This is a genomic window from Actinoplanes aureus (assembly GCF_015704865.1).
Taxonomy (GTDB): Bacteria; Actinomycetota; Actinomycetes; order Mycobacteriales; family Micromonosporaceae; genus Actinoplanes; species Actinoplanes aureus.
This window is the reverse complement of record NZ_JADQTO010000009.1, coordinates 144,855-169,047: the sequence shown is the minus strand read 5'-3', so window position 1 is coordinate 169,047 and position 24,193 is coordinate 144,855. Positions and strand designations below refer to the sequence as shown.

General features: G+C 71.3%; 20 protein-coding genes and 3 pseudogenes. 14 read left to right on the top strand and 9 right to left on the bottom strand.

Features of this window, described 5'->3' with window-relative positions; all coding sequences use genetic code 11:
* Both I4J89_RS20685 and I4J89_RS20680 read right to left on the bottom strand, forming a co-directional pair.
* Entirely contained in the window at window positions 1-954 is a 954-nt protein-coding gene (locus I4J89_RS20685; RefSeq protein WP_230859302.1) for a carbohydrate ABC transporter permease, read from the bottom strand.
* An 11-nt stretch (window positions 955-965) separates the two neighbouring features.
* Window positions 966-1,862 (bottom strand): carbohydrate ABC transporter permease, encoded by an 897-nt coding sequence (locus tag I4J89_RS20680; RefSeq protein WP_196415641.1) that lies wholly within the window; start codon window positions 1,860-1,862, stop codon window positions 966-968.
* 84 nt (window positions 1,863-1,946) lie between these two features.
* Between I4J89_RS20680 and I4J89_RS20675 the strand changes: the two genes are divergently transcribed.
* On the top strand, window positions 1,947-3,083 hold the full coding sequence (locus I4J89_RS20675; RefSeq protein ID WP_196415640.1) for an ROK family transcriptional regulator: 1,137 nt from the start codon (window positions 1,947-1,949) through the stop codon (window positions 3,081-3,083).
* Window positions 3,084-3,163: 80 nt separating this feature from the next.
* A complete protein-coding gene (locus I4J89_RS20670) occupies window positions 3,164-4,345 on the top strand; it encodes a spore photoproduct lyase family protein (RefSeq protein ID WP_230859338.1) in 1,182 nt (393 codons plus the stop codon).
* 14 nt (window positions 4,346-4,359) lie between these two features.
* Here the strand turns inward: I4J89_RS20670 and I4J89_RS20665 are convergent, their stop codons facing one another.
* A complete protein-coding gene (locus I4J89_RS20665) occupies window positions 4,360-7,173 on the bottom strand; it encodes an AfsR/SARP family transcriptional regulator (protein WP_196415639.1) in 2,814 nt (937 codons plus the stop codon).
* A gap of 200 nt (window positions 7,174-7,373) precedes the next feature.
* Between I4J89_RS20665 and I4J89_RS20660 the strand changes: the two genes are divergently transcribed.
* From I4J89_RS20660 to I4J89_RS20650, 3 genes are all read left to right on the top strand, one after another.
* Entirely contained in the window at window positions 7,374-7,802 is a 429-nt protein-coding gene (locus tag I4J89_RS20660; protein ID WP_196415638.1) for a hypothetical protein, read from the top strand.
* Window positions 7,792-8,271 carry a hypothetical protein gene (locus I4J89_RS20655; RefSeq protein WP_196415637.1) on the top strand — a complete coding sequence of 160 codons (480 nt, stop codon included), beginning with the start codon at window positions 7,792-7,794 and terminating at the stop codon, window positions 8,269-8,271. Before I4J89_RS20660 ends, I4J89_RS20655 begins: the two co-directional genes overlap by 11 nt.
* A 205-nt stretch (window positions 8,272-8,476) precedes the next feature.
* Complete coding sequence (locus tag I4J89_RS20650) at window positions 8,477-8,710, top strand: hypothetical protein (RefSeq protein WP_196415636.1); 234 nt, start codon at window positions 8,477-8,479, stop codon at window positions 8,708-8,710.
* Between the two features lie 20 nt (window positions 8,711-8,730).
* Here the strand turns inward: I4J89_RS20650 and I4J89_RS20645 are convergent, their stop codons facing one another.
* The 4 genes from I4J89_RS20645 to I4J89_RS20630 form a co-directional block, all read right to left on the bottom strand.
* Window positions 8,731-9,393: a hypothetical protein gene (locus I4J89_RS20645; RefSeq protein ID WP_196415635.1), complete on the bottom strand. Its 663-nt coding sequence runs from the start codon at window positions 9,391-9,393 to the stop codon at window positions 8,731-8,733.
* Window positions 9,394-9,445: 52 nt separating this feature from the next.
* Entirely contained in the window at window positions 9,446-10,012 is a 567-nt protein-coding gene (locus I4J89_RS20640; RefSeq protein ID WP_196415634.1) for a hypothetical protein, read from the bottom strand.
* Window positions 10,013-10,152: 140 nt separating this feature from the next.
* Window positions 10,153-11,043 (bottom strand): hypothetical protein, encoded by an 891-nt coding sequence (locus I4J89_RS20635; protein WP_196415633.1) that lies wholly within the window; start codon window positions 11,041-11,043, stop codon window positions 10,153-10,155.
* 270 nt (window positions 11,044-11,313) lie between these two features.
* Window positions 11,314-11,526, bottom strand: coding sequence for a hypothetical protein (locus I4J89_RS20630; protein WP_196415632.1), 213 nt, complete (start codon window positions 11,524-11,526; stop codon window positions 11,314-11,316).
* Between the two features lie 454 nt (window positions 11,527-11,980).
* On the opposite strand from I4J89_RS20630, the pseudogene I4J89_RS20625 reads away from it, so the two are divergent.
* The 3 genes and pseudogenes from I4J89_RS20625 to I4J89_RS20620 all read left to right on the top strand — a co-directional run.
* Window positions 11,981-13,117 (top strand): annotated as a pseudogene (locus tag I4J89_RS20625) (glycoside hydrolase family 43 protein); the annotation flags it as partial.
* A 143-nt stretch (window positions 13,118-13,260) separates the two neighbouring features.
* Window positions 13,261-13,398, top strand: coding sequence for a beta-xylosidase family glycoside hydrolase (locus tag I4J89_RS50890; RefSeq protein WP_309238392.1), 138 nt, complete (start codon window positions 13,261-13,263; stop codon window positions 13,396-13,398).
* A complete protein-coding gene (locus I4J89_RS20620; RefSeq protein ID WP_309238391.1) occupies window positions 13,395-14,285 on the top strand; it encodes a LacI family DNA-binding transcriptional regulator in 891 nt (296 codons plus the stop codon). Before I4J89_RS50890 ends, I4J89_RS20620 begins: the two co-directional genes overlap by 4 nt.
* 55 nt (window positions 14,286-14,340) lie before the next feature.
* On the opposite strand, the pseudogene I4J89_RS20615 reads toward I4J89_RS20620, so the two are convergent.
* Window positions 14,341-14,784, bottom strand: a pseudogene (locus I4J89_RS20615) (DUF2306 domain-containing protein); the annotation flags it as partial.
* A 423-nt stretch (window positions 14,785-15,207) separates the two neighbouring features.
* Between I4J89_RS20615 and I4J89_RS51535 the strand changes: the two are divergent.
* The 6 genes and pseudogenes from I4J89_RS51535 (at window position 15,208) to I4J89_RS20585 (ending at window position 23,580) form a co-directional block, all read left to right on the top strand.
* Window positions 15,208-17,883: a helix-turn-helix transcriptional regulator gene (locus tag I4J89_RS51535; protein WP_196415631.1), complete on the top strand. Its 2,676-nt coding sequence runs from the start codon at window positions 15,208-15,210 to the stop codon at window positions 17,881-17,883.
* A 45-nt stretch (window positions 17,884-17,928) separates the two neighbouring features.
* Window positions 17,929-20,169: an ATP-binding protein gene (locus I4J89_RS20605; RefSeq protein WP_196415630.1), complete on the top strand. Its 2,241-nt coding sequence runs from the start codon at window positions 17,929-17,931 to the stop codon at window positions 20,167-20,169.
* A gap of 109 nt (window positions 20,170-20,278) precedes the next feature.
* Window positions 20,279-20,989 (top strand): annotated as a pseudogene (locus tag I4J89_RS20600) (alpha/beta fold hydrolase); the annotation flags it as partial.
* Complete coding sequence (locus I4J89_RS20595; RefSeq protein ID WP_373688149.1) at window positions 20,893-21,903, top strand: alpha/beta fold hydrolase; 1,011 nt, start codon at window positions 20,893-20,895, stop codon at window positions 21,901-21,903. The pseudogene I4J89_RS20600 and the gene I4J89_RS20595, both read left to right, overlap by 97 nt.
* Before the next feature lie 46 nt (window positions 21,904-21,949).
* Window positions 21,950-22,570, top strand: coding sequence for an RNA polymerase sigma factor (locus tag I4J89_RS20590; protein ID WP_196415627.1), 621 nt, complete (start codon window positions 21,950-21,952; stop codon window positions 22,568-22,570).
* Entirely contained in the window at window positions 22,567-23,580 is a 1,014-nt protein-coding gene (locus I4J89_RS20585) for a CU044_5270 family protein (protein ID WP_196415626.1), read from the top strand. The genes I4J89_RS20590 and I4J89_RS20585 overlap by 4 nt, the downstream gene beginning before the upstream one ends.
* Window positions 23,581-23,594: 14 nt before the next feature.
* On the opposite strand, the gene I4J89_RS20580 is transcribed toward I4J89_RS20585, so the two are convergent.
* Complete coding sequence (locus tag I4J89_RS20580) at window positions 23,595-24,149, bottom strand: putative immunity protein (protein ID WP_196415625.1); 555 nt, start codon at window positions 24,147-24,149, stop codon at window positions 23,595-23,597.
* Between the last annotated feature and the right edge of the window lie 44 nt (window positions 24,150-24,193).

Below are 24,193 nucleotides of genomic sequence, written 5' to 3'. Positions count from 1 at the left end.
TCACTTGATGCCGCTGAAGCCGATGGAATTGACGATGCGCTTGGCGAAGACCATGAACAGCAGCAGCATCGGCAGGGCCGCGACCAGGGTCGCCGCCATGAGCCCGGCCCAGTCCGGCCCGGTCTGCGGGGTCTGCGACTTGAAGACGCCGAGCGCGACGGTGAGCACCCGGGACTTGTCGGTGTAGCTGACCATCAGGGCCCAGAAGTACTCGTTCCAGGTGGAGATGTAGGTGAGGATCCCCAGCGTCGCGATCGGCGCGGTGGACATCGGCAGGATCAGGCGGAAGAACACCCGTACCTTCGAGGCCCCGTCGATCAGCGCCGCTTCCTCGACCTCCTTGGAGATGCCGAGGAAGAACTGGCGCAGGAAGAACACCGCGAACGGCGTCATCAGCATGCTGGGCAGCGCGATGCCGAGCAGCGTGTCGACCAGGCCCAACTGCTTGATCAGTACGAAGTTCGGCAGCAGCGTGAAGATGGCCGGGATCATCAGTCCGGCCAGGAAGAACGCGAACCACTTCTCGCGGTGCTTCCACTCCAGGCGGGCGAAGGCGTAGGCGGCCATCGCGGAGAAGAACACCTGCCCGGCGGTGACCAGGGTGGACACCACCACCGAGTTGAACAGGTAGCGCCAGAAGTTGATCGGCTGGCCGGCGCCGCCGGCGTCGATCGCCTCCTGGCCGGTCTGCAGGCCGAAGACGCGCTGGAAACCGCCCCACGACGGTTGCACCGGCAGCAGGCTGTCGCTGCCGGCGTAGAGCGCGTTGTTGCTGGACAGGGCGGTGCGCAGCATCCAGTAGAAGGGGAACAGACTCAGCACGATCACGATGACCATGAAGGTCCAGGCGAGGGCGCGGCCGAAGCTGAAGTGCCTCGGTTCCGGAGGTTCGACGGTACGCGCGGGAGGCGCCGGCCCGACCGTGGTGGCCGGGGGTGCGGTGTCGAGTGCCATGACCGCTCCTCTCAGTTCAGGTCGGAGGTCTCGGCCCGGGTGACCCGGTACTGGATGAAGGTGATGACCACGAGGACGAGCAGCAGCGCCACGGACATCGCGGAGGCGTAGCCGAACTGGAACCGGCCGAACGCGACGTCGTAGATGTAGTACTGCAGCACCCGGGACGAGTCGACCGGGCCGCCGCGGGTGGTGACCGCCACGGTGTCGAACACCTGGAACGAGCCGACCACCGTGATGATCAGGACGAGGGCCAGGACAGGCCGCAGCAGCGGCACCGTGATGCTGCGGAACATCCGTGGTTCGCTGGCGCCGTCCATGCGGCCGGCCTCGTACATCGTCTCCGGGATGGTCTGCAGCCCGGCGAAGATCAGCAGGGCGGTGTAGCCGACGTGCCGCCACACGTTGATCAGCGCGATCGTCGGGATGACCCAGGCCTCCGAGGAGAGGAACGCGATCCGGTCCAGCCCGATCGCGGCGATAAGCGTGTTACCGATGCCGAGCTGGTAGTCGAGGATCCACAGGAACACCATCGCGGCGACCACGTTCGACACCAGGTACGGCGTCAGCACGGCACCGCGCAGCCAGGTCCGCCGGGTGAGCCGCTGCATCATCACCGCGATGACCAGCGCCAGGATGGTCTGCAGCGCGATGTTGACGATCACGTAGTAGACGGTCACCCGCAGCGAGTTCCAGAACACCGGGTCCTGAACCATCCGGATGTAGTTGTCCAAGCCGTTGAACTCCGGCGGAGTCAGCAGGTTGAACTTCGTGAAGCTCAGATAGATGCCCCGCACCGTCGGCCACACCATGAAGACGACGAAGCCGATCAGCGCGGGAAGGATGAACAGCAGGGCCAGGCGGGTGTCGTCACGCCTGCGCCCGGTCGGTGCGGTGGTCGTCGCCATAAGGCTCTCCCGGGGATATTTTCAATCAGATTGAAAATAATCCACAATGGCAGGTGTGACAAGCGTCACCCGTAAGCTGGTGTCGTGGTGATCAGTACTCGGCCGCTGTCCGCGGGCGAACTCGCGGTGGCCCGGCACTTGCTCGTACATGGGCCGGCCACGCGCGGTGACCTCGGCGACCGGCTCAACCTGTCCTACGCCTCCACCTCGCGCGCGGCCCGAGCGCTGATCCAGGAGGGCATGGCCTCCGAGGCCCTCGAGCAGGAACCCGCCGTGGGGCGCCCGCGCCAGGTGCTGGCCGCGGTGCCCACCGCCCGGCACGTCCTCGGCTGCAAGCTCACCGCCGACACCGCGTACGGCGTGGTCTGCGACATGTTCGGCAACGTCACCGCCGCGGCCCGGGCCGCACTGCCCAAACCGGACGACGGCGTGGTTCCGGTCGCCGGCACGGTGAAGGTCATCGCCCAGCTCGCCGCCCGGCTCGGCCGGCGCGTACCCACCCTCGACGGCATCGGCATCGCCCTCGGCGGCATCGTCACCGACCGGTCGGTGGTGAGCGAGGGCACCTTCCTCGGCTGGCGTGACGTCGACCTCGCCGGCCCGGTCGGCCGGCGGACCGGCCTGCCGGTCACCATAACCAACGACGTCACCGCGCTGGCCCGCGAGCAGCTGTGGTTCGGCGCCGGGCGCGGCCACTCCACCTTCGGCGTCATCACCGTCGGTGCCGGCCTCGGCTTCGGTGTCGTCCGTGAGGGCGTCGCGGTCGAGGAACTCATCGACAACGGCCACCTGCTCGCGCACGCTCCGGTGGACCCGCGCGGGCCCGAGTGCGGGATCGGCCACCGCGGATGCGTCGCCGCCTACCTGAACCGGGAAGACCTCGAACGGCACGCCTCGGCCGGCCTGGACGACCTGGTGCGGGCCCGCGACGCCGGCGACGACCACGCCACCCGGCTGCTGGACGACGCCTCCCGGGCCCTGGGACACCTCGTCGCCACCTTCGCCGGAGCGCTGCAGACCACCTGCGTAGTCCTCGCCGGCGAGAACGTCGCCACGTTCGAGTCCACGGCCATGTACGACACCATCGCCGGCCGGCTACGCCCGGGCCGGGACGAGACACAGCGCTGCGAGCTGGACATCATCACCACGCCGCTGACCTTCAACGACTGGGCCCGCGGCGCCGCCGTCGCCGGCATCCAGAACATCCTCGGCGCCGCATAGACCTGCCGGTCCGGCTTTTTCGGGGTACGCGTGACCGGCGTCCGTATGGAACGCGCAGGTCAGGGTATGTACGGGCGGTGATGCTCGACTCGGTCGACGTGAGCCGGCCGCTCGCGCCCGGCGCCCCGGCGGCCCCGCACAGCGCCAGCGGGGAAGCGGTGGCCACCCATGATCTCGACGCGGTGGCGCCGCCGCCGCGGCCGGCCCGGCGGTGGACGCCGAAGCGGGTGGTGGCCACCCCGGCGGCGTATGACCACGCGCACGGCCGGCGCATCATGGCGCTGGTCGAGGCGCGGGGCATCGAGGTGGAGCGGCTGCGTGGCAACCGGCTCACCGGCCTGCGCGGGGAGAACGACCGGGAGACGTACGCCCGGGCGAAAGCCACCATGGCGATCGTGGTGAGCCCGCCGTCCCGCCGCAAGCTCCAGCCGATCGCGCCCAGCGCGGACTGGCGATTCGACCTGGCCGAGGGCTGCCCGGCGCACTGCCAGTACTGCTATCTGGCCGGTTCGCTCTCCGGACCGCCGGTGACCCGGGTGTACGCCGACCTCGACGACATCCTCGCCGGCCTGGGCGACTACGCGGGCCGGGGCACGATCACCAGCCGCCGGGAGGCCCGGCGTGACGAGGGCACCACCTTCGAGGCGTCCTGTTACACCGATCCGCTCGCGCTGGAGCATCTCACCGGCAGCTGGCGCCGGGCGGTCGAGCACTTCGGCGCCTGGGACGCCCCGGTGCAGCTGCGCTGGACGACGAAGTTCGACGACGTGGACGGTTTCCTCGGGTTGCCGCATCACGGGCGTACCCGGGTGCGGCTCAGCGTCAACTGCCTCCCGATCACCACCCGGGTCGAAGGCGGCACCAGCCGCATGGAGGACCGGCTCACCGCGCTGCGCCGCCTCGCCCAGGACGGCTATCCGGTCGGCGTCACGATCGCCCCGATCATCGCGGTGCCGGACTGGCGAACCCACTACGGCGAACTGCTCGACGGCATCGCCGCGGCGGTCCGCGACGTACCCGGCCTCGACCTGACCGCCGAGCTGATCACCCACCGGTTCACGCCGGGCAGCAAGGAGGTCCTGCTCGGCTGGTATCCCCGCACGAAGCTGGAAATGGACGAGGCCTCGCGCAGCCGCAAGCACGGCAAGTTCGGCGCCGTGAAGTACGTCTACCCGGCCGACACCATGGCCGAGCTGCGGTCCTGGTTCCACGGCGAGATCGCCGGCCGGCTCCCGTCCTGCCGCGTCCTCTACTGGACGTGACCGTACCGGCGGTGTCAGGCACCAGCGCGGGCCGCGAGCGCCGCCGCGGCGTCCGGGTGTGACTCCGCGGCCTCGCCCAGCAGGGCACGAACCCGGGCGGTGCCGGCCGGGTTCGCGGTCTGCAGCCGCGCAAGCGCCCGCCGCCACACCGTCCGGGCATCCCGCTCACGGCCCGCGGCACGGTACGCGATGCCGAGGTCGATGAGCGTGTCCGTCTCCCCGGTGATGTCATCCAGCTCGCGGTACAGCTCCAGAGCCCGCAGGTACCAGGTGGCCGCCTCGTCGTGGTCGCCCAGCCCGGAGTGCACCCGGCCGAGCGTGTCGTACGTGTTGGCCAGACCGAACCGATCGTTCTCGTCCCGCTGGATGCCCACGGCTTCGACGCACAGTGGCAGAGCCTCCTCGAACCGGCCCAGTGCCGCGAGGCTCCAGGCGACCGCGTTGAGGCCGTTGGCCCGCCCGACGCGGTCGCCCACCCGGGTGAACAACTCGACGCACGCGCGGGACTGGACCACCGCCTCGTCGTAGTCGCCTACGTTGTAGGCCACGCTGGTCAGGGTCCGATGGACGCGTGCCTGGCCGTGTTCGTCGCCGAGTTCGGCGCGCAGCGCGGCGGCGCGCTCGAGTGCCGCCCGCGCCTCGTCGGACTGTCCGGTACGCCAGACCACCACACCGAGCAGCCAATGCGCCTCGGCCTGTGCCTCCGGATCACCCAGTGCGTCCGCGGAGGCCGCCGCGAGTCGCTGCACCGCCGCCCACTCGTGCCAGAGGTGGCGTCGGTGCACGTAGTCGGCCAGCGTCCAGGACAACTGCCAGGCGTGCCGATGGCGGGCGGCGGCGCTGGCCCGGGAGACGAGCAGGGGCACGGTGGGCCATTCGGTGTCGAACCAGGCCACCGCGCTGCGGTCGTCGGTGATGGGTTCCCGGGTGATGTCCGCGGCCGGCGGCTCCGGAACGATCGGCGCGCGGTGCGGATTCATCAGCCGGTCTGCGGTGTAAGCGGCGTCGAGGTAGTGGTCGAGCAGGCGGGTGAGGCCGGCTTCCCGATCGGGGGTGAAGTCGTCGCGGGCGGCCAGCTCGGTGGCGTACGCGCGGAGCAGGTCGTGCATCGTCCACCGCCCGGGCCGGTGCTCGCTGACCAGGTGCGCCTGGGCCAGGTCCGCCAGAGCCCGCGCGGTGTCCGCGGCCGGCGTACCCGCGAGGCTGGCGGCCGCGGCCAGTCCCAGATCGATGCCGGGGTGGACGCTGAACAGCCGGAACAACCGCGCCGCCGCCGTGCTGAGCGCGTGATAGGAGCAAGCGAAGACGGTACGCACGTCGACAGCGGGATCGTCGCTGGCCAGAGCGGTGAGGGCGGTTCGGCCGCCGGACATCTCCGCGACCAGCTGCCGCAGCGTCAGCCCGGGCCGGATGGCGGCATGGGCCCCGGCCACGGCCAGAGCAAGGGGCAGCCCGCCACAGAGCACCGTGATGTCGCGTACGGCGGCCGGTTCGGCCGCGACCTGATCCGCGCCGACCCGGGTGGAGAGCAGGCCGATCGCGTCATCGGCGGGCAGCGGGCCGACCGGTACCGCATGGGCGCCCTCGGCGGCGACCAGTCCGGCCAGCGCGTGCCGGCTGGTGACCAGGACCAGGCAGCCGGCGCTTCCGGGCAGCAGGGGGCGAACCTGATCGACGGAGGCGGCGTCGTCCAGCACGACGAGCATCCGCCGGTCGGCGAGCAGACCACGGTAGAGGCTCGCCCGCTCAGCCAGACCGTCCGGTAGCCCGGCCGCCGGAACGCCGAGCGTCATGAGCAGCCCACCCAGCGCCTCCCGAGGATCGACGGGCGGAGCGAGCGGATGAAAGCCACGCAGAGCGATGAAGAGCTGTCCGTCCGGGAACTGCGCGCGGGCCCGGTGTGCCCAGTGCACGGCGAGTTCGGTCTTGCCCACCCCCGGCATGCCGGAGAGCACAGTCAGCGTCATGCCGATCAGTTCGCCGCCGAAGTGCTGCAGCACCTCGTCGAGCGCGGCCAGTTCGTGGTCGCGTCCGGTGAAGTCACGCACCGCGCCGGGCAGCTGGGCCGGCACCGCCTCCGACGGGGCCGGCTCGGCCTCCGCCGCGCCGCGCCGCAGCAGTGAGCGGTGCAGCCGGGCCAGCTCCGGGCCGGGGTCAGCGCCCAGTTCCTCGGCCAGGCGGCGGCGCAGGAGTTCGTACCGGTCCAGCGCCTCGCCGGTGCGCCCGGCGGCGGCCAGCGCCCGGATCAGCACGGCCGCGGCCGGTTCCAGCAGCGGGAACTCCTCGACGAGGCGGGTCGCCGGATCGACGACCGCGGCCGGCCGCCCCCGGCGGATCTCGGCATCCGCCCAGGCCACCGTCGCCTCGGCCCGGCGCAGCACGAGCCGTTCCCGGGTACGGGCCGCCCAGTCGCCCGCGAGCCCGGCGAGCGGCTCCCCGCGCCAGAGCCGCAGCGCCTGCTCCAACAGGCCGGCCTTCTCGTCCGCGGTCCGTCGAGGGTCGCGGGCCTCGCTGGTGAGCGCTTCGAACCGGTGCAGATCCACGGTCCCCGGCTCGGCGTCCAGCCGGTACGCGCCGTCGTGCCGCACCAGCGGAACGGCCGCCACCGCGGCCGTCGAGGCGAGTAGCCGCCGGATGCGAGCCACATGGGTCTGCAGGGTGCGCCGGGCCTGGGCGGGTGGATCGTCGCCCCAGACTCGGATGATCAGCTCGTCCACCGGCACCGGACGACCGGCGTCCACCAGCAGCGCCGCCAGGACCAGCATCTGTTGCGGGCGGACGGCGGCGCCGAGCGGCTCACCGTCGCGCCGCACGTCAACCGGGCCCAAGATCCGAAATTCCATGCGTACGGCCCCCGGTAGCAACTCATCGACGGATCTGAAGGTCAGATCCAGCCGATCAGGGCTCCGGGACCGCTGTCAACTTTTCGGCCCACACCGGAAGCGAGGCTGAGCGAACCAGCCTTCCGAGGGGAGATTCCACAATGTCCGTTGCGAGTAAGCCATCCCGAGGCCACCGTGCCGGGGGTGTGCGCAGGCGGGTCGCCCGCGCTGTCGCCACCGTCACGGTGCTGACCACCGGCATGGTGGTGGCCGCCGCGGCGCCCGCACTGGCTGCTGAGGAGTTCCGCTACTTCACCACGCTGAACCCGCTCAATCACACGGCTGACTACAAGATCATCTTCTATGGGGCGCCCTACGGGCAGGTGCGCAAGCACCTCGTCATCGCTGACAAGGAGGCGGACGGTGTCGCCCCGAGGATCCGCATCTGGCCCGCACCGGTCGAGGACCCGTGTAACTACATCGACTATGCCGACAAAAAGGGCACCGCAGACGGTGCCGCGCACTATGACATCTACTACCCGGTCGGCATGATCGCCTACGTTCTCGGCAGCCGGGAGGCCGCCTGGGGCGGCCAGTACGAGTTCAACAGCTCGGCGGTGATCAATGCTTGCTGACCTGTCCGCCGTCGCCCGCCGCACCGCCGCGGCCGCCGCCGCCACGGTCCTGGTGATGCTCGGCGCTGCCGCACCGGCCCGCGCCGCCGCCCCCGGCCCGACTCCTGACCTCATGCCCGCGGCGTCGCTGCGCACCTTGAACACAGCGGTGGCAGCGGGCGCGACCAACTTCATCTACAACGAGCCGGAGGCCAACCTGCCGTTCGGAGTCATTCACCTACGCGATTACAACTACGCCAAGGGCAACTACGACATCGCCCTTCCGCCCGGCGAGTCCACACTGCAGTGGTGGGGCACGACCGCGGGCTGGTACACCGCGCCGGGATACTGCACGCAGCAGTACCGGTCCGACCACGGCGGGCCGTTCCACCGGCAGACGCCGGACCTCGGCCCCGGCATCCACTACATCGGGGCGTACACGACCTACGCGGTCTACATGTACCGGATGCGCAGCCCCAACGCCTGTTGAGCGGTGAACGGCCGGCCGGTAGCGGCCGGCCGTTCCTTGGACGTGGCCTCGTCCCGCATAGTCAGGATCTTGTCCGGCCCAACGTGGGTGCTGTCTGACGGCCGTTGAGACAGCAGTGAGCTTGGGCCAAGCAAGATCATCGCCTGGGACCCTGGCTACGGAAGCCCTCTGGACCTGTACCGCGCGACTGGGAATCATGACCGGCATGACACCCGAACAGCATCGCGCCCGCGCCAAGGAACTCGCCGACGCCGCCGACGACATGTACCAGCTCATCGCCGGCGGGAACGGCGACACCGCCGACTACGCCGACCCGCGGCTGACCACCACGATCGCCCTGGCCCAGCTGCACGCCACCCTCGCGCTGCGGCCGACGCACACATGGCCGTCGCACGTGCCGCCCAACGAGGTCGTCGACTACGGCGACGGCTTTCCGTAGTGACATGCGTTCTCGCCGGGCTACCCGGCGGCACGGCAGGTGAAGTCGGGGATCTGCTGAATCGAGCCGGTGAGGGGGCTCGCAGCACGGCAGGTACGGTCGTCCGTCTGCGCCGCCACGACAACGTTCTGGAAGTCCTCGGTTGTCGTGGCTCTGAGCAGTACCTGGGCGAAGGCGTCGTCGGGTCGTACGACGGTGCGGGCCAGCACGGTTGTTTGCGAGGCGTCATAGCCGACACCGGTCAGCGTGGCGTCCACCATGCTCCGGCTGGATAGGCGAGGTATCTCCACGTGCACGGACAGGGTTAGACCCACACCCTGATCCTGGGTCAGGGCGAACGTCATGCGCGGCGAACTCGATCGCGGGCCGTCGGGACGCAAGACGACGATCAACGCGGCGGTGGTGGCGAGGATGACCGCCACGGCGGTCAGCAGGGCTGCCGGCAGGGTCGTACGCAGGGACGGGCGGAGCTGGCCGAACAGGGCACCCAGGATCGCCAGCATGGCCAGGCCGGTGGCGAGGACCCCGAGAGCCCGGGTGGTGACGGAGTGGTTCAGATACTTCGCCGTGGTCAAGCACAGGGCCGTCAGGAGAACGCCGATCAGGCTGATCGCCGCGGTGACCGGGATGCGGGAGAGGTCCGGTCCGGAGGCGGGTGTTACCGGCTCGACGTCGACGGCCATACCGGTGACGCTATCCGGTGCCGGTCTCCCTCCGCGCAGGAACTCCCGAGAGTCAGATTCGCTTCCGGCGGGTTCGCCGGTAGTACGACCAGCCGGCGGCCGGCAGCGCGACCGTCCAGGCCAGCAGAATCGGCAAGCCGATCAGTGCGCCGGTGAGCGTGAACGGATCATCGGGGCTCGCTTCGGCAATCGCACGGGGCAGTTGTATGGGCAGCGTGAGCGAATAGCCGACCATCAAGACCGAACCGAGCACGGTCGGGGTGAGGGGGATCCACGGTGGCACTCGACGTCCGCCGAGCACTGGCACCCATCGGGGGAAGACCCGGCCCCAAGAGCTGATCAGGCCCAGTGACAGGACACCGCCCAGGATGGCGAGCAGCGCCAGGATCCCGAGATACATGGCGCCTGCGGGGATGCCCATGATGCCGTCCGGATAGCCTTCCGTGCCGTTGCTGCGGCCGTTGTACCAGGAGTCGAAGCTTTCCTCATGGGCCAGGAAAGGGATGCCCAGAATCCACGGGACGTGCAGCGGTACGAACCCCAGGATGGGTGCCATCCAGCCCACTGTTCCGGCAAGACGCGCCCATCGCGGCGGCGTGGGTTCTGGTGAGCTGTCCATAGAGCGCAGTCTCTGAAGCTTCGGCTGTGACCGGCCTGAGAGAAGCTGATAAGTTCCTCAGCCGCACCTGCGACGGACCGGCCGGAACCAGACGAATGGCTCCGATCCGCACGCGGATCGGAGCCATTTCGAACGTCTGTTTATTCGATGAATACATTCACGGTGTCGGCCAGCCCGTCGTTTCGGTTGACGCCGACGAAGAATTCGCCGCCCACGTGGGTGATATCCTCGATCTCGTCGATCAGGTTGTTCCCCGGAATTCCGATGTCGCTCTCCACATCGCCTCCGGACCAGTTGTACTGGTACACCCAGTTCCACCCGGTAGCGGGTGTCGAGGTGTTGATCGACTTGGTGTTCCAGATGTAGTTCTCAGAGCAGTCGATGCCTTGGTCGGAACGATTGTCGTGACTCGTCAGGTTGCTCTTCACGAGCGTCCAGCCACTCGTGAGCGCACCGGCACCGGGATGGGTCCACAGGCTACCCAACCGCCGGGCGGCGTATTTGCCGGCTCCGCCGGCCGCCGTCGCGCTGTAGCAGAGGCCGCTGATGTTGCCGATCGGCAGACGCACTTCCGCGGTCGTGCCAACGGTCCCGTCGGCGTTGAGGCGGACGACTGTCACCTTGTCGCTCAGAAACGCGGATTGACTCCCTTGGGTGGCAATCAAGGCCGGGCCCTGGCCCAGATAGTTCGGGTTGTAGGCGAGGTCGTTGCCATGGCCGAGTGTCGAGATGGGAGTGGGGATCCCGGCGCAGGTCCAGCTAGTGCCGTCCCAGGTTGAGCCGTCGCGCAGCCACCTGGACAGGACGGGCTCCGCGCCGGCTGCCTTCGTGAAAATGATGTACAGCTGGCCGCCTGGTCCGGCCACCATGCCTTGCATGACCGTGCGACCCGCCTTGCACGTGCTGCTGTTCGGGATGTTCAGCCGTTCCGCCCCGCTCCGGTCGTCAGCAGCGTAGGCAGACGCCGCCGGGGCAATAGCGATTCCGATTGAGAGCGCGAGCACGGACGCGGCGCTTGACAGTTTCTTCACTTCGGTGTCTCTCCTTAGGGGTAAGGCGAGAGCAGCGTATCAATTCATGTCAACTTGTTGATGCCGCATTCTTATGGTAGTGTGCCGCGTTTCGAATGCTTAATCGCAGATGCTCGATAGCCCCATTCGAGCGGCATTTGGCTCTGCGTGTACCGCCTCGTCCACGTGCCCGACATTCGGACGATGACCATGCCGAGACCGGCGAGGGCGAAGGCCGTGATGCTGGAAGCTTTGCCGGTATTGCGCGCCCATCGGCATCGCACGGCCGAATCAGCGCCGCGGCCGGTCCGCGCTGCGCATGCTCCGGTACACGGCGGTGATACCTAGATATAGCGAGCCGACCAGGACGAGCGTGATCGCCGCGTTGACGGCCACCGGCCAGTCCCGCACGAAGTACTGCTTGGCGTAGTTCGCACCCACGATGATCACCACGTATACCCACCAGGGAGCCCATCGGCCGTCCGACTGCTTCTTCGCGCTCAACGTGTCCGCCTTCGACGTAGGGTCCGGGCCGCTTGCCCGGCCTGTCCCATCGTTTCCGGCATCGCCGTGCCTGCCGTCCGTCATCGGATTGAGGACCGCGTCATCATTTGGTCGGACGGTTCAGGAAATCGCTCAGAACCAGGCCAGCTCCGCCTCCGAGCCGATGGCCGGACGAAGGTCGGGACGGTTCGCGTACTCGTGGATCGCCCGGTCGAGCAGTTCCGCGTCGACGCCCACCGCCGGCAGCGATGCGGGCCCGCCGACCCGAAGACCGCGCCGGCGTACCAGCTGGGGGTGTGCCAGGAACAGGGTGATTCGCGTGCGTGTCGAAAGCCGGAACCCCGGGCCGGGCGACCAGTCTCGCCGGGTGAAGCCAACGAGCAGCGAAGCCCGACCCGAGCAGGAATGCCAGTGGTAGCAGGGTGCTGAGCGCGAGAACAACATTCCAGGCGCGGTGATCCTCAAGGCGTCCAGGCGTTCTTGTGACCTGCCGATTTTCCACAGCCGCGACCTGATCAGCTGGCAGCAGATCGGCAACGCCCTGGACCGCCCCGGCCAGCTCTGCCTGCCACCGGCCACCCCGTCATCCGGCGGTGTCTACGTTCCGACCCTGCGCCACCACGACGGGCGGTTCTGGCTGATCACCACGAACGTCGCTCCCGGCGGCGGCACGATGATCTTCACGGCGGTAGATGCCGCCGGCCCGTGGTCCGACCCGATCCCGGTGCCCGGCGTCGAGGGCATCGACCCCGACCTGGCCTGGGACGCCGAAGGTCGCTGCTGGTGCACGTACGCCGGGGTCGCCCAGGTGCGCCTCGACCCGGTCACCGGGCGGGTGCTCAGCCGGCCGCGGCGGCTCTGGTCCGGCACGGCGGGCGCACAGGCGCCGGAGGCCCCGCACCTCTACCGGATCGGCGACCACTGGTACCTGCTGATCGCCGAGGGCGGCACCGAGCGCGGGCACGCCGTCTCGATCGCCCGGGGACCCGCGCCGGACGGACCGTTCGAACCGTGCCCGGACAACCCGATCCTCAGCCACCGCGGCACCAACCGGCCGATCCAGAACACCGGCCACGCCGACCTGGTGCAGGCCCCCGACGGCTCCTGGTGGATGGTGCTGCTGGGCGTGCGGCCGCGCGGCGGGACGCCGGGCTGGCACGTGCTGGGCCGGGAGACCTTCCTGGCGCCGGTGAGCTGGACCGGCGGCTGGCCCGTGGTCGGCGACCTGGAGCCGGTCATGACAGCTCCGTGGCCGGTCGGCCCGGCAGCCCCGGCGGCCACGCACGACGACTTCGACGAGCCCGCGCTGCATCCTCGCTGGATCTCGGTCCGGTCCCGGCCGGCCGGCTGCGTGTCGACCACCGAACGCCCGGGCTGGCTCACCCTGCTCGCCCGTGACCCGTCCCTGGACGACCCCTCGGTCACCTTCGCCGGCCGCCGGCAGCAGCACCTCTCCTGCCGGGTCCGGACACTCATCGACACCGCGGACGGTCGCGGCGGCCTGGCGGTACGCATCGACGAACGCCACCACTACGAGGTGGAGGCGGGCGACGGCAGCGTACGGGTCAGTGCCCGGCTCGGCACCCTCCGGCACACCCTGCCCCCGCGCCCGGTGCCGGCCGGCCCGGTCCGGCTGCGCATCGACGTGCTCGCCACCCCCGCCGGCAGCGGACACCCCGTCAGGAGCCGGACCTGCTGCGCCTCGGCATCGAGGACCCGGGAGGCGGGTTCGACGTGCTGGCCGAACTGGACGGCCGGTATCTGTCCACCGAAGTGGCCGGTGGCTTCACCGGGCGGGTCCTCGGCATGTACGCCGCCGCGGGCGCCGTTCGATTCGACTGGTTCGACTACGCGCCTATCCTGGCGCCGTGAACGCGCACGCCGACCGGGGACAGGACCCGGTCAAGCCGGTGACCATCTCGTACATCGCGGAGACTGCCGGGGTCTCCGTCCCGACCGTCTCCAAGGTGATCAACGGGCGGTCCGGCGTCGCCGCGGACACCCGAGCCCGCGTCGAGGCCCTGATCACCCAGTACGGATACCGCAAGTCGAGCCCGGTCCAGCGCAGCAACGTGATGGAACTCGTCGTCGACGAGCTCGAGCACATGTGGGGCGTCGAGATCATCCGCGGCGTGCAACGCGTCGTGCGGGAACACCGGATGGGACTGGTCCTCACCGAGTTCGGGCCGGAGCACAACACCATCCGCTACTGGATCGACGACGCCATCGCCCGCCGCCCCGAGTGCATCGTCACCGTGGCGCAGCTCTCCGAGAACGAACGTAACCAGCTGCGCGCCCGCGGCATCCCGTTCGTGGTCCTGGACCCGAGCAGCGAACTGCCCGACGACGTGCCCTTCGTCGGCGCCACCAACTGGAGCGGCGGTCGCTCGGCGACCCGTCACCTGATCGGTCTGGGCCACCGCCGGATCGCCGTGATCGGCGGGCTCGACCACCTGTACTGCCAGGCACGGCTGGACGGGCACCGCTCCGCGATGGAGTCGGCCGGCCTGCCGGTTCGCGACGGGGACGTCATACGCGCCCCGCTCACCCAGGACGGCGGCCACACCGCGGCCGCTCACCGAGATGGCGATGGCCGCGACCGAACTGGCGCTGGCCCTCGGCCGCGGCGAGACCGCCTCACAGACCGGCCTGGATCTGGCGACCAAGCTGATCGTGCGGGACAGCACCGCCCCGCCGGCCGGCTGAGACGCGGGTCCCACCGCTACGGACCGCCCGCCTCACCCGCTTACGGCGAATGATCAGTTCCGCCACCACAGCGTTGATCAGCCAGGCGGCGGTCATCGTGCCGGCGCGACCCGACACGGTCAGCGAACCGGCGACCATCAGCCAGGCCGCCTGCGTGAGGAACTGCGTGCCCGCACCCATGCCGATCGCATATCCACGGATCATCCAGGCCCGGTGCCCGGCGAAGTCACGCCGCCGGACCGCCAGAAAGCCGAGCACGAGCGACGCCGCCATGTAGCCGACCACCACCACCCGGACGCCGGTCAGCACAACACTGTCGAGCGGCGTGGGCGGCAGAAACAGCGTCAGCCACAGGCCGGTCCCGGCCGCGACCAGCCCGCACAGCGCCACCAGCCGACCCGCGACCCGATGCCGGACGCCGCGGCGCCGCCGTCCGAACTGGAACGCGCCGAGCACCCCGAACACGGTGACGGTGACGATGTGCACCACCAGCGCCACCGGTGCCGACGTGACCCGGTCACCGTCCGGCAGCGCCGCGGCGCCGCCGGCCATCTCGACCAGCCGGAGCCCGCCCGCCACCACCGGCACGGCAGCGAGCAGCACCAGCCCGGTCGGAATCAGCCAATGCGATCTCACAACGCCCCCAGTTCTCCGCGATTACCGCATTGATCGTGGCGAAAGACGGCGCGGAACTCATCGGAGCACGGGCCGAACATCAAACCGGCCGAAGGTGCGGCCGGCAGCCGTACTTCAGGCCGATGCGGGTCAAGGTCCGCTCGATTCAGGGGTACGAGTTCACGCAACGCCCCCGGCGTCCCCCCGCGAGCCGTCTGCCACCCCGGGCGCCAGCGCGGCCGCCGGGCCCAGGCAGGTGGCCGGGCGTTTCGTCGACATCCGGGCCGGTTCCGCACGCGATCGCCCGGCATCCGGGACTGACCTGCGAAAGAGGTCGTGTCCGCCGCTTAGGATGCTCGGGTGATCCTTGGCCGCCGATCGGAATTCGCGGCTTTGTCGGCTCTGCTGGGGAGTGCCGCGGCCGGGGACGGTGGCGCGCTCGTGCTGCGCGGTGAGGCCGGAATCGGCAAGTCGGCGCTGCTGGAGGAGAGCGCGCGGCGCGCGGGTGGGTCCGGCGTGCGGGTGCTGGGAACCGCCGGAGTCCAGGCCGAGGTGCACATTCCGTACGCGGGACTGCATCGCCTGCTGCGCACCGCGCCGGACCTGGCCGGCGCGGCGGTGGGGATCCTGGGTTCGCCGGACACCCTGCCGTTCCGCGCCGCGTCCGCGCTTCTCGACGTGGTCAGCGCGGAGGACACCCCGCTGCTGATCACCGTGGAGGACCTGCAGTGGTTGGACGAGGCGAGCTGGGAGGCGCTCGCGTTCGCCGCGCGACGGCTCAGCGCTGAGCGAGCGGCGATGCTGCTCACCGCGCGCGACGGCCCGGACGTGAACCGCCGGCTCTCCGGGTCCGGGCTCGCCGAGGTACGGCTGGAGCCGCTGGACAGCGACGACTCGGCCGCCCTGCTCAAGCGGGTGGCGCCCGGGCTGGCGCCGAGCCTGGCCGCCCAGGTGCTGCTGACCGCCCAGGGCAACCCGCTCGGGCTGGTGGAGCTCGGTGAGGCGGCGGCCCGTTCCGGCGGCGCGGCCCTGTCGCCGGGCCGGCTGCCGCTGAGCGAGCGGCTGGAGCGTACGTTCTCCGGGCTGGTCGGCGAGTTGCCGCCGGTCACCCGGTCCCTGCTGCTGGTGGCGGCTCTCGACGACGGCGACGACCTGGACGAGGTGGTCCGCGCCTGCCGCCTGCTGGAGCCGGGCGCGGCCGGCTACGAGGACGTCGATCCCGCCGTGGTAACCCGGCTGGTGCAGGTCGACGACTTCCGGCTGAGGTTCCGGCATCCGCTGCTGCGGTCCGCGCTCTCTCAGTCGGTGTCCGCGGTGCGGCGCCGGCGGGTGCACGCGGCGCTGGCCGAGGTACTGAGCGCGGATCCGGAGCGCGGCGTCTGGCATCGGGCGGCCGCCGCGGACGGACCCGACGAGGAACTGGCCCGGCAGCTGACCGAGACGGCGACGCGGGCCCAGCACCGGCAGGCCGCCGGGATCGCGATGACCGCTTTCGAACGGGCGGCACGGCTCAGCGAGGACCCGGCGGCCCGCGGCAACCGGCTGATGGCCGCCGTCGAGATGGCCTCCGAACAGGGCGACACCCTGGCCGCGAGACGTCTGCTGGCGGAGATCCGGGTACACGAACTCACGCCGGGCGACCGGGCCGTCTACGAGCTGCGCCAGGAGGTGTTCCACGGCACGCGGTACACCGGCGGTGAACGGCTGATCGGCTTCGCGGAGACGGTTGAGGCCCTGGCCGCGGCCGGGGAGGCCGCGCGGGCGGTGCGGTTGATCAACACCATCGCGTTGCGCACGCACTACTCCAACCCGGACCCGGCCGTCGTCGAACGGCTGGCCGTGGCGATCGACCAGATGACGGCGGTCCATGACGACCCGCTACTGCCGGCGCTCGCGTCGATGATCGCCCCGGTCACCCGCGGCGAGCGGGCCCGGCGGGGCATCCGAGGGCTTTCGGCGGCCGGAGGCACCGATCCGTACACCACCTGGCGGCTCGGGCTGGCGTCGGCCACGGCCGGTGACTCCGTGATGGCCTGTGAGCTGTTCGCCGTGGCCGCCGTCGGCCTGCGGGCGCAGGGCCGCCTCGGTGTCCTGTACCAGTTGCTGATCACGCACGCGATGAACGCCGCCCACCTCGGTGACGCGCGGACCGCGCTGGCCCTGATCCCGGAGGGCGAGTCGCTCGCCCGCGAGCTCGGTGAGCCGAACTGGCTGCCGACGGCCTGGTCCGCCGCCGGAACCGCGGAGGCGCTGCGCGGCGACGTGCACGCCGCCGCGGACCGGGCCGCCGCCACGGAGGCCGCGCTGCTGCCGTACGGGCGTAACCCGCTGCTCGCCTGGGTGCACCAGGTCCGCGGCATCGCGGCGCTCGGTGCGGGCCGGCCCGAGGAGGCGTTCGGTGAGCTGCGCCGGGTCTTCGATCCCGCCGACGACTCGTACCACCCCTACACCGGGCACTTCCTGGTGGCGCATCTGGCCGAGGCGGCGGCCGGCTGCGGTGCCACCGCCGAGCTGCGTGAGCTGGTCGATCAGCTCACCCCGGCCGCCGAGCAGGGGCGCGGCCCCGCACTGCTGGCCGGCCTCGGCTACGCGCGGGCGGTGCTGGCGGACAGTGCGGCGGGGTACGAGAGGGCGCTCGGTGAGGAGCTGACCCGCTGGCCGTTCGAGCAGGCGCGCCGGCAACACGCGTACGGTGCCTGGCTGCGCCGCCGCCGCCGGCCCGCCGAGTCGCGGCCGCTGCTGCGCGCCGCCGCGGCCACGTTCGACGCGCTCGGCGCCACCGCCTGGGCCGACCGGTCCCGGACCGAGCTGCGCGCCTCCGGCGAATCGCTGCGCCGGCCCACCGAGAACGCGGCGGTGCTGACGCCGCAGGAGACCCAGATCGCCCGGCTCGCGGCCGATGGGCTCAGCAACCGGGACATCGCGGAGCGGCTGTTCGTGTCGCCGCGTACGGTCACCACGCATCTGTCGCGCATCTACCCGAAGCTGGGCATCCGGTCGCGGGTGGAGCTGGCCAGGGCACTGCGGATTACTTAGTTCTACGTACGCGAGCGGCCCGTGCCGTCTCCTAGCGTCGACGGCATGCCTTTGGGGGAACGGCTTCGCGAGTTACGGCGTACTACCGGAATGACCATGGAGCAGCTGTCGGAGGCGTCCGGGGTCAGCGTGCGGGCGATCAGCGACATGGAGCGGGGGCACATCCGGGCGCCGCAGCCGCGTACCCTCGCTGCCCTCGCGGAAGCGCTGCGGGTGACCGGCGCGGAGCGGCGGCGGTTGGAGGAGGACGCCCGCGCCCTGCGGATGCACACCGCCGCCGCCCGGCCGCGGCTGTGCGAGCCGCCGCGGGCGGTGACCGACTTCGTGGGCCGCTGCGCGGAACTCGACCTGGTCCGGCACGCGGCCGAGACCGGCTCGGACAGCAGCCCGGTGCCGGTCGTGGTGGTGCACGGGCAGCCCGGCGTCGGCAAGACCGCCTTCGCGGTGCGGGCCGCCGATCTGCTGCGCGACCGGTTCCCGGACGGCCGGCTGCACGTGGATCTGCGCGGCGTCGACCCGGAGCCGGCGACCGCCGGTGAGGCGGCCACCATGCTGTTGAAGGCCCTGGACGTGAACCCGCGTCGGATCGGCTCCACCGACGAGGAGCGGTGCAGCCAGGTGCGGGCGACTCTGCGGGACCGGCGATGCCTGCTGGTGCTCGACAACGCGGCGGACGAGGCGCAACTGCGCCCGCTGCTGCCCGGTGCCGGCCCCGGGCTCGTCGTGGTGACCAGCCGCCGGATGCTCGGCGGGCTGGAAGGGGTGCTCCGGATCGGCCTGGCACCGCTGGAACCGGCCGAGTCCGCCGCGCTGCTGCGGGCGATCGCCGGGCAGGCCGCGGACCCGGCGGCGGCCGGCGACGTGGAGACGGTGTCCCGGCTCTGCGGGCACCTGCCGTTGGCGTTGCGGATCGCCGGCACCCGGCTGGCGAACCGGTCCGGGTGGACGGTCGGCAACCTGGTGGCGCGCCTCGCCGACGCGGATCGGCGGCTGGCCAACCTGCACACCGGCGACACCGGGGTGGCGGCCGCGTTCGCGCTGTCGCACGCGCAGCTGTCCGGCACGGGCGCGGCGTTGTTCCGGCGGCTGGCGCACGTGCCGGGCGCCGACTTCGCGGCGCCGCTGGCCGGGGTGCTGACCGGCTCGGACCCGTACGACGCGGCGGACCGGCTCGACGAGCTGGTCGAGCTGGGTCTGCTGCAACACGAGGGTGCCGACCGCTACCGGTTCCACGACCTGATCCGGCTGTTCGCCGGCGAGCGGCTGCGGGTGGAGGAGCCGGCCGGGATGCGGGCGGCCACGCGTACCCGGATGGCCCGCTGGCTGCTGGAGACGACGATCGTGGCCGGCCGCTGGTTCGAGCCCGGCTACGGCTGCCTGCCGGAGGGCTGGGACGGCCCGGTGCCGCTGGCCACCCTGGAGGAGGCGGGGGAGTGGTTGCAGGCGGAGGCCGGCAACTGGCTCGCCGCGCTGCGCATCGCCGCCGAGGCCGGTGACGACCAGCTGGTGGTGGACGTGGCCGAGGCGCTGCACTGGTTCTCCGACACGATGGTCACCTGGCCGGGCTGGTACGAGGTGTACGGCCTGTCCCGCACGGCCGCCGCACGGCTGCCCGACCGCCGTCTCGAGGTGGTCCACCTCAACTACTACTCGTGGGCGGCCACCACCTGCGTTCGCCGGCTCGACGAGGGAGCACGGGCGGCGCTCGCGGCGCGGCGGCTCGCGGTGGAGCTCGGTGATGTCAAGGAGGAGGCGTGGGCGCTGCAATACCTGGGTACGGCCTTGCGGTTCAGCGGCCGGTTCGAGGAGGCGCTTGACGCGTTCCGGCGGGCCCAGCATCTGGCCGACCTGGTCGGTGACCACGACGGATACCTGCAACTGTTCCAGGGCATCGGACTGGCCCTGATGTCGCTGGGCAGGCATGTCGAGGCACTCGCGGAGTTCCGGTCGACGCTGCGCGAAGTGCGGTTACGCCCGGTCGCACCGCGTCCCGCGCTGGGTGCCACCCTCCTGGCCCGGTTCTCCGTCGCGCAGGCGCTCGTCGAGCTGGGACGCTGGCGGGAGGCGATCCGGGAGGCCGAGCTGGCGATGCCGCTGGCCATCGAGTACGGCGAGCCGGGCGCGCTCGGCCACGTGCACCTCGCGATCGGCATGGCCCGGGCCGGACTGGGCGCCGCGGCCGAGGCCCGCAGTGAGCTGAACCGCGCGCTGGAACTCTTCCAGGGCACCGCACACGAGCACGTCACCGGTGAGGTGCGATCGGCGCTGGCCGCGCTGCGCGGCTGACTGAGCCGGGGAAGTTCTGCCGGTCGTCCTGCATGGCCGGGAACGGCCGGCGTTGATTGCATCGTGGTACGGCCACTTCGGCCGTACGCGCGAAAGGTCTTTGATCTTGATGTCATCTCCCGTATCCCGCCGCACGGTGCTGGCCGGCACCGCGGCCGCGGTCGCCGTCGGCGCCGCGAGCGGCTCACCCGCCGCGGCCTCCGGAAAGGGCCCGAAGCCCACGATCGTGCTGGTGCACGGCGCGTTCGCCGACGCCACCGGCTGGTCCGATGTGATCAAGCGGCTCACGCACGAGGGCTACACCGTGCTCGCGCCGGCCAACCCGCTGCGCGGCGTCGCCTCCGACGCCGAGTACCTGAAGAGCTTCCTCGCCACGCTGACCGGCCCGGTCGTGCTGGCCGGACACTCCTACGGCGGCTTCGTGATCACCAACGCGGCCACCGGCAACCCGAACGTGAAGGCGCTCGTCTACATCGCGGCGTTCGCGCCGGACGCGGGTGAGACCGTGGCCGGGCTGACCAACCAGTTCCCCGGCACCCAGCTCCACCCGGAGACCGCCATCGACTTCCGGCCGTGGAGCGGCGGCGTCGACGGATATGTCAAGAAGGATGTGTTCCGCTCCGTCTTCGCCGGTGATCTGCCGCGCTCCACGACCGACGTCATGTGGGCCACCCAGCGGCCCGGCGACGGCTCCACCCTGCAGTCTGCCTCCGGCGTGCCGGCCTGGCGGACGATCCCGTCGTTCTACCTGGTCGCGCGGGAGGACAACCTGATTCCGGCGGCCGCGCAGCGGTTCATGGCGCAGCGCGCCGGCGCCTACACCGTCGAGGTGAAGGCCTCGCACGTCGCCATGATCTCCCAGCCCAGGTCCACCGCCGAACTGATCCGGAAGGCCGCCCGATGAGCTTCGTGACCACCTCCGACGGTACGCAGATCTACTACAAGGACTGGGGCGCCGGGCGTCCGGTGGTGCTCAGCCACGGCTGGCCGCTCAACTCGGACAGCTGGGAGGCGCAGCAGCTGTTCCTGGCCGGGAACGGTTACCGGGTGATCGCGCACGACCGGCGCGGGCACGGCCGGTCCACGCAGACCTGGCACGGCAACGAGATGGACACGTACGCCGACGACCTGGCCGCTCTGATCGAGCACCTGGACCTGCGCGAGGTGACGCTTGTCGGGTTCTCCACCGGCGGCGGCGAGATCACCCGCTACATCGGGCGGCACGGCACCGCCCGGGTGGCGCAGGCGGTGCTGGTCTCGGCGGTGCCGCCGCTGATGGTGCGCCGCGACGACAACCCCGGTGGCGTACCGGTCGAGGTGTTCGACGGCATCCGGGCCGGATCCGCCGCCGACCGGTCGCAGCTCTATCGCGACCTCGCCGACGGGCCGTTCTTCGGCAACAACCGGCCCGGGGCCGACGTGTCCGAGGGCATCCGGCGGGCGTTCTGGTTGCAGTCGATGGCGGCGGGCCACCGCAACGCGTACGAGTCGATCGCCGCGTTCTCGGCCACCGACTTCCGCGACGACCTGGCCAAGTTCGACGTGCCCACCCTGGTGATCCACGGCGACGACGACCAGGTGGTGCCGTTCGAGGTGGGCGGCAAGGCGTCGGCCGCGCTGGTCAAGGGTGCCGAGCTGATCGTCTACCCGGGTGCGCCGCACGGCATCACCGACACGCACAAGGACCAGCTCGGCAACGACCTGCTCACCTTCCTGAACGGCTATCAGGCTTGAGCACGAAACTGGTGAACGCGTAACGCCACTTCTGGCAATACCTGACATGAGTTCACGAGTGGCGGGGACGGCCGGCCGGGAGGTGCCCTTGACCGCAGGAGGCGATCTCCCGGCCGGTTCGTGGCTGGCCGGACCGCAGGCGTCGGACCGGTTCGCCGCGATCTTCGACGACCACGCGCCGGGTCTGTGGCGCTATCTGGCCCGGCAGGTCGAGGCGGCACAGGCCGAGGACCTGGTCGCCGAGACGTTCCTGACCGCCTGGTCGGCTCGCGGTGACTACCGCCCCGAGCGGGGCACCGCCCGGGCCTGGTTGTACGGCATAGCCGTCAACCTGCTCCGCCGCCACCACCGCGTCCAGGCGCAGCAGCAGCGCATGTCGCAGCGGCTCTCCGGGCACACCGCACCGGACGACGGGACCGAGGACCGGGTCGCGGAACGGCTCGACGCCCGTACCCGGCTGGCCGGTCTGACCGCCGCGATCGCCGCCCTCCCCGACGGCGACCGGGAAGTGCTGCTGCTGAACAGCCTCGCCGGGTTCGACAGCCGGGAGATAGCCACCGCCCTCGGCATCCCGGAGGGCACCGTCCGGTCCCGGCTGCACCGGGTCCGGCGCGCGCTGCGGGCTGTCGCGGCCACCACTTTCCCGCCGACGGAAGGCCCGTCATGACCGACGACCTCGACGTTGCCCTGCACGAGCTGTACCCGGTTCCGGAGGAGGACGCGGACACGCTGCGCCGCGTCCGCGTACGGGTGCTGGCGAATGTGGAGGAGCCGACCGTGACGCGCCGCCTGCGGCCCCGGCTGTCGCTCGCGGCCGCGGCCGTCGTCCTGACCGGGGCGGTGATCGGCGTCGCCGTGCTGCGGGACAGCGCGCCGCAAGGCGCGATGGTCGAGGTGGCGCACACCCTGGACGCCGCCGCCGACGCCCAGATCCGGACCGTGGACGAGCCGGTGCCGGCCGGCGCCTACCGCTACATCGCCACCCACGCGATGTACCTCAGTCAGAGCCCGGACGCCGCCGTGCTGGCCGGCAGCCGCGACGAGACCTGGGTGCCGGCCGACCCGGTCGGTGAGTGGTACATGCTGCGCACCGACACCGGCGAACGCACCCGCCTGCTGGGCAGCGATGCCGCGATCAAGGCCGCCGGACTCGACGTCCGGTCGGCGCCGGAGCGGCTCAGCGGCCGGTGCGGATCCTTCTATCCGGACCAGGGCGACCTGTGCAACGCGGACGGCGGCTGGCAGAGCCCCACCGCCAAGTTCATCGCCGGCCTGCCCCGCGACCCACGTGAGCTCTACGACCGCCTGCGTGACGACACCGACGGCCGCGGCCAGGACCCGGACCAGGAAGTTCTCGTCTACGTCGCCGACGCACTGCGCAGCGGCCGGCTCCCGGCCGATCTGCGTGCGGCACTCTACCGGGCCCTGACCCATCTACCCGTCCTGAAGATCACCGAGCAGCGGGCGACGCTCGACGGGCGCACCGGTACGGCCCTGGGCGTCACCGCCGCGGGCCAGCAGCAGGAGATCATCATCGACCCGGTGACCGGCGTGTTCATCGGTGAGCGCCACCGCTTCACCGAGGACATGGGCGGCATCCCGGCCGGCACGGTCACCGGTTACACCACCGTGGTCTACGGCATCGCCGCGAAGCCCTGGCAGCGCCCGGAGAAGTGAGTCGTGCGTCTCGATTAGCCGGCGCCCGGGTGCCGCAACGACGCGTCCAGCTCACGCACCAGCTCCCCGACGCGGCCGCGACCGCCCGGCGCGTCCGGGTAGCGCCGCAGAACGCTCACCACGACCGGACCGGCCAGGTCCCGCGCCCTCGCCAGGTAGCCGGCGCCGACGGTACGGTCGTCGCCCGCGTCGAGTTCGAACGCGCGAGCCGCGTGGCCGGCCGGGCCGAGGATGTGCAGCACCTGGGTCGCCTTCGCCAACGGATGCAGGAACGCCGCACTGGCCGCGGCGACGGCCGCCCGTGCGGCGTCGCTCGCCGCAGCCTGGTCGGCGTCGCGGGTCTCCTGATAGGCCCGCTGTGCCGCCCACGCGCTGTCCCGGATCGCTTTGGTGCGCTCGCCGCCGGCCGCGAACGCCCGCGCGGCGTCGATCGCGGCTCGTGGGCGCGGATCGTCGGGGCACTCCCGTTCGAAGATCTCCAGTGCGGGTTCCGCGCAGGCCACCGCATAGCCCGCGACCTCGCGCAGCTCGGCCGTGCTGAGCTCGATGATCAGATTCTCGTCCGCCACCCCTGCAACGCTATCGGTGGGCCCGCGGCATCGCGGGCCCACCG

Bases quoted from the DNA above. Each gene is read 5' to 3' on its own strand.
- I4J89_RS20680 (WP_196415641.1), bottom strand. From the start codon at position 1,862: ATGGCGACGACCACCGCACCGACCGGGCGCAGGCGTGACGACACCCGC.
- I4J89_RS20685 (WP_230859302.1), bottom strand. From the start codon at position 954: ATGGCACTCGACACCGCACCCCCGGCCACCACGGTCGGGCCGGCGCCT.
- I4J89_RS20645 (WP_196415635.1), bottom strand. From the start codon at position 9,393: ATGGCCGTCGACGTCGAGCCGGTAACACCCGCCTCCGGACCGGACCTC.
- I4J89_RS20640 (WP_196415634.1), bottom strand. From the start codon at position 10,012: ATGGACAGCTCACCAGAACCCACGCCGCCGCGATGGGCGCGTCTTGCC.
- I4J89_RS20650 (WP_196415636.1), top strand. From the start codon at position 8,477: ATGACACCCGAACAGCATCGCGCCCGCGCCAAGGAACTCGCCGACGCC.
- I4J89_RS20585 (WP_196415626.1), top strand. From the start codon at position 22,567: ATGACCGACGACCTCGACGTTGCCCTGCACGAGCTGTACCCGGTTCCG.
- I4J89_RS20590 (WP_196415627.1), top strand. From the start codon at position 21,950: ATGAGTTCACGAGTGGCGGGGACGGCCGGCCGGGAGGTGCCCTTGACC.
- I4J89_RS20655 (WP_196415637.1), top strand. From the start codon at position 7,792: ATGCTTGCTGACCTGTCCGCCGTCGCCCGCCGCACCGCCGCGGCCGCC.
- I4J89_RS20605 (WP_196415630.1), top strand. From the start codon at position 17,929: ATGCCTTTGGGGGAACGGCTTCGCGAGTTACGGCGTACTACCGGAATG.
- I4J89_RS20670 (WP_230859338.1), top strand. From the start codon at position 3,164: ATGCTCGACTCGGTCGACGTGAGCCGGCCGCTCGCGCCCGGCGCCCCG.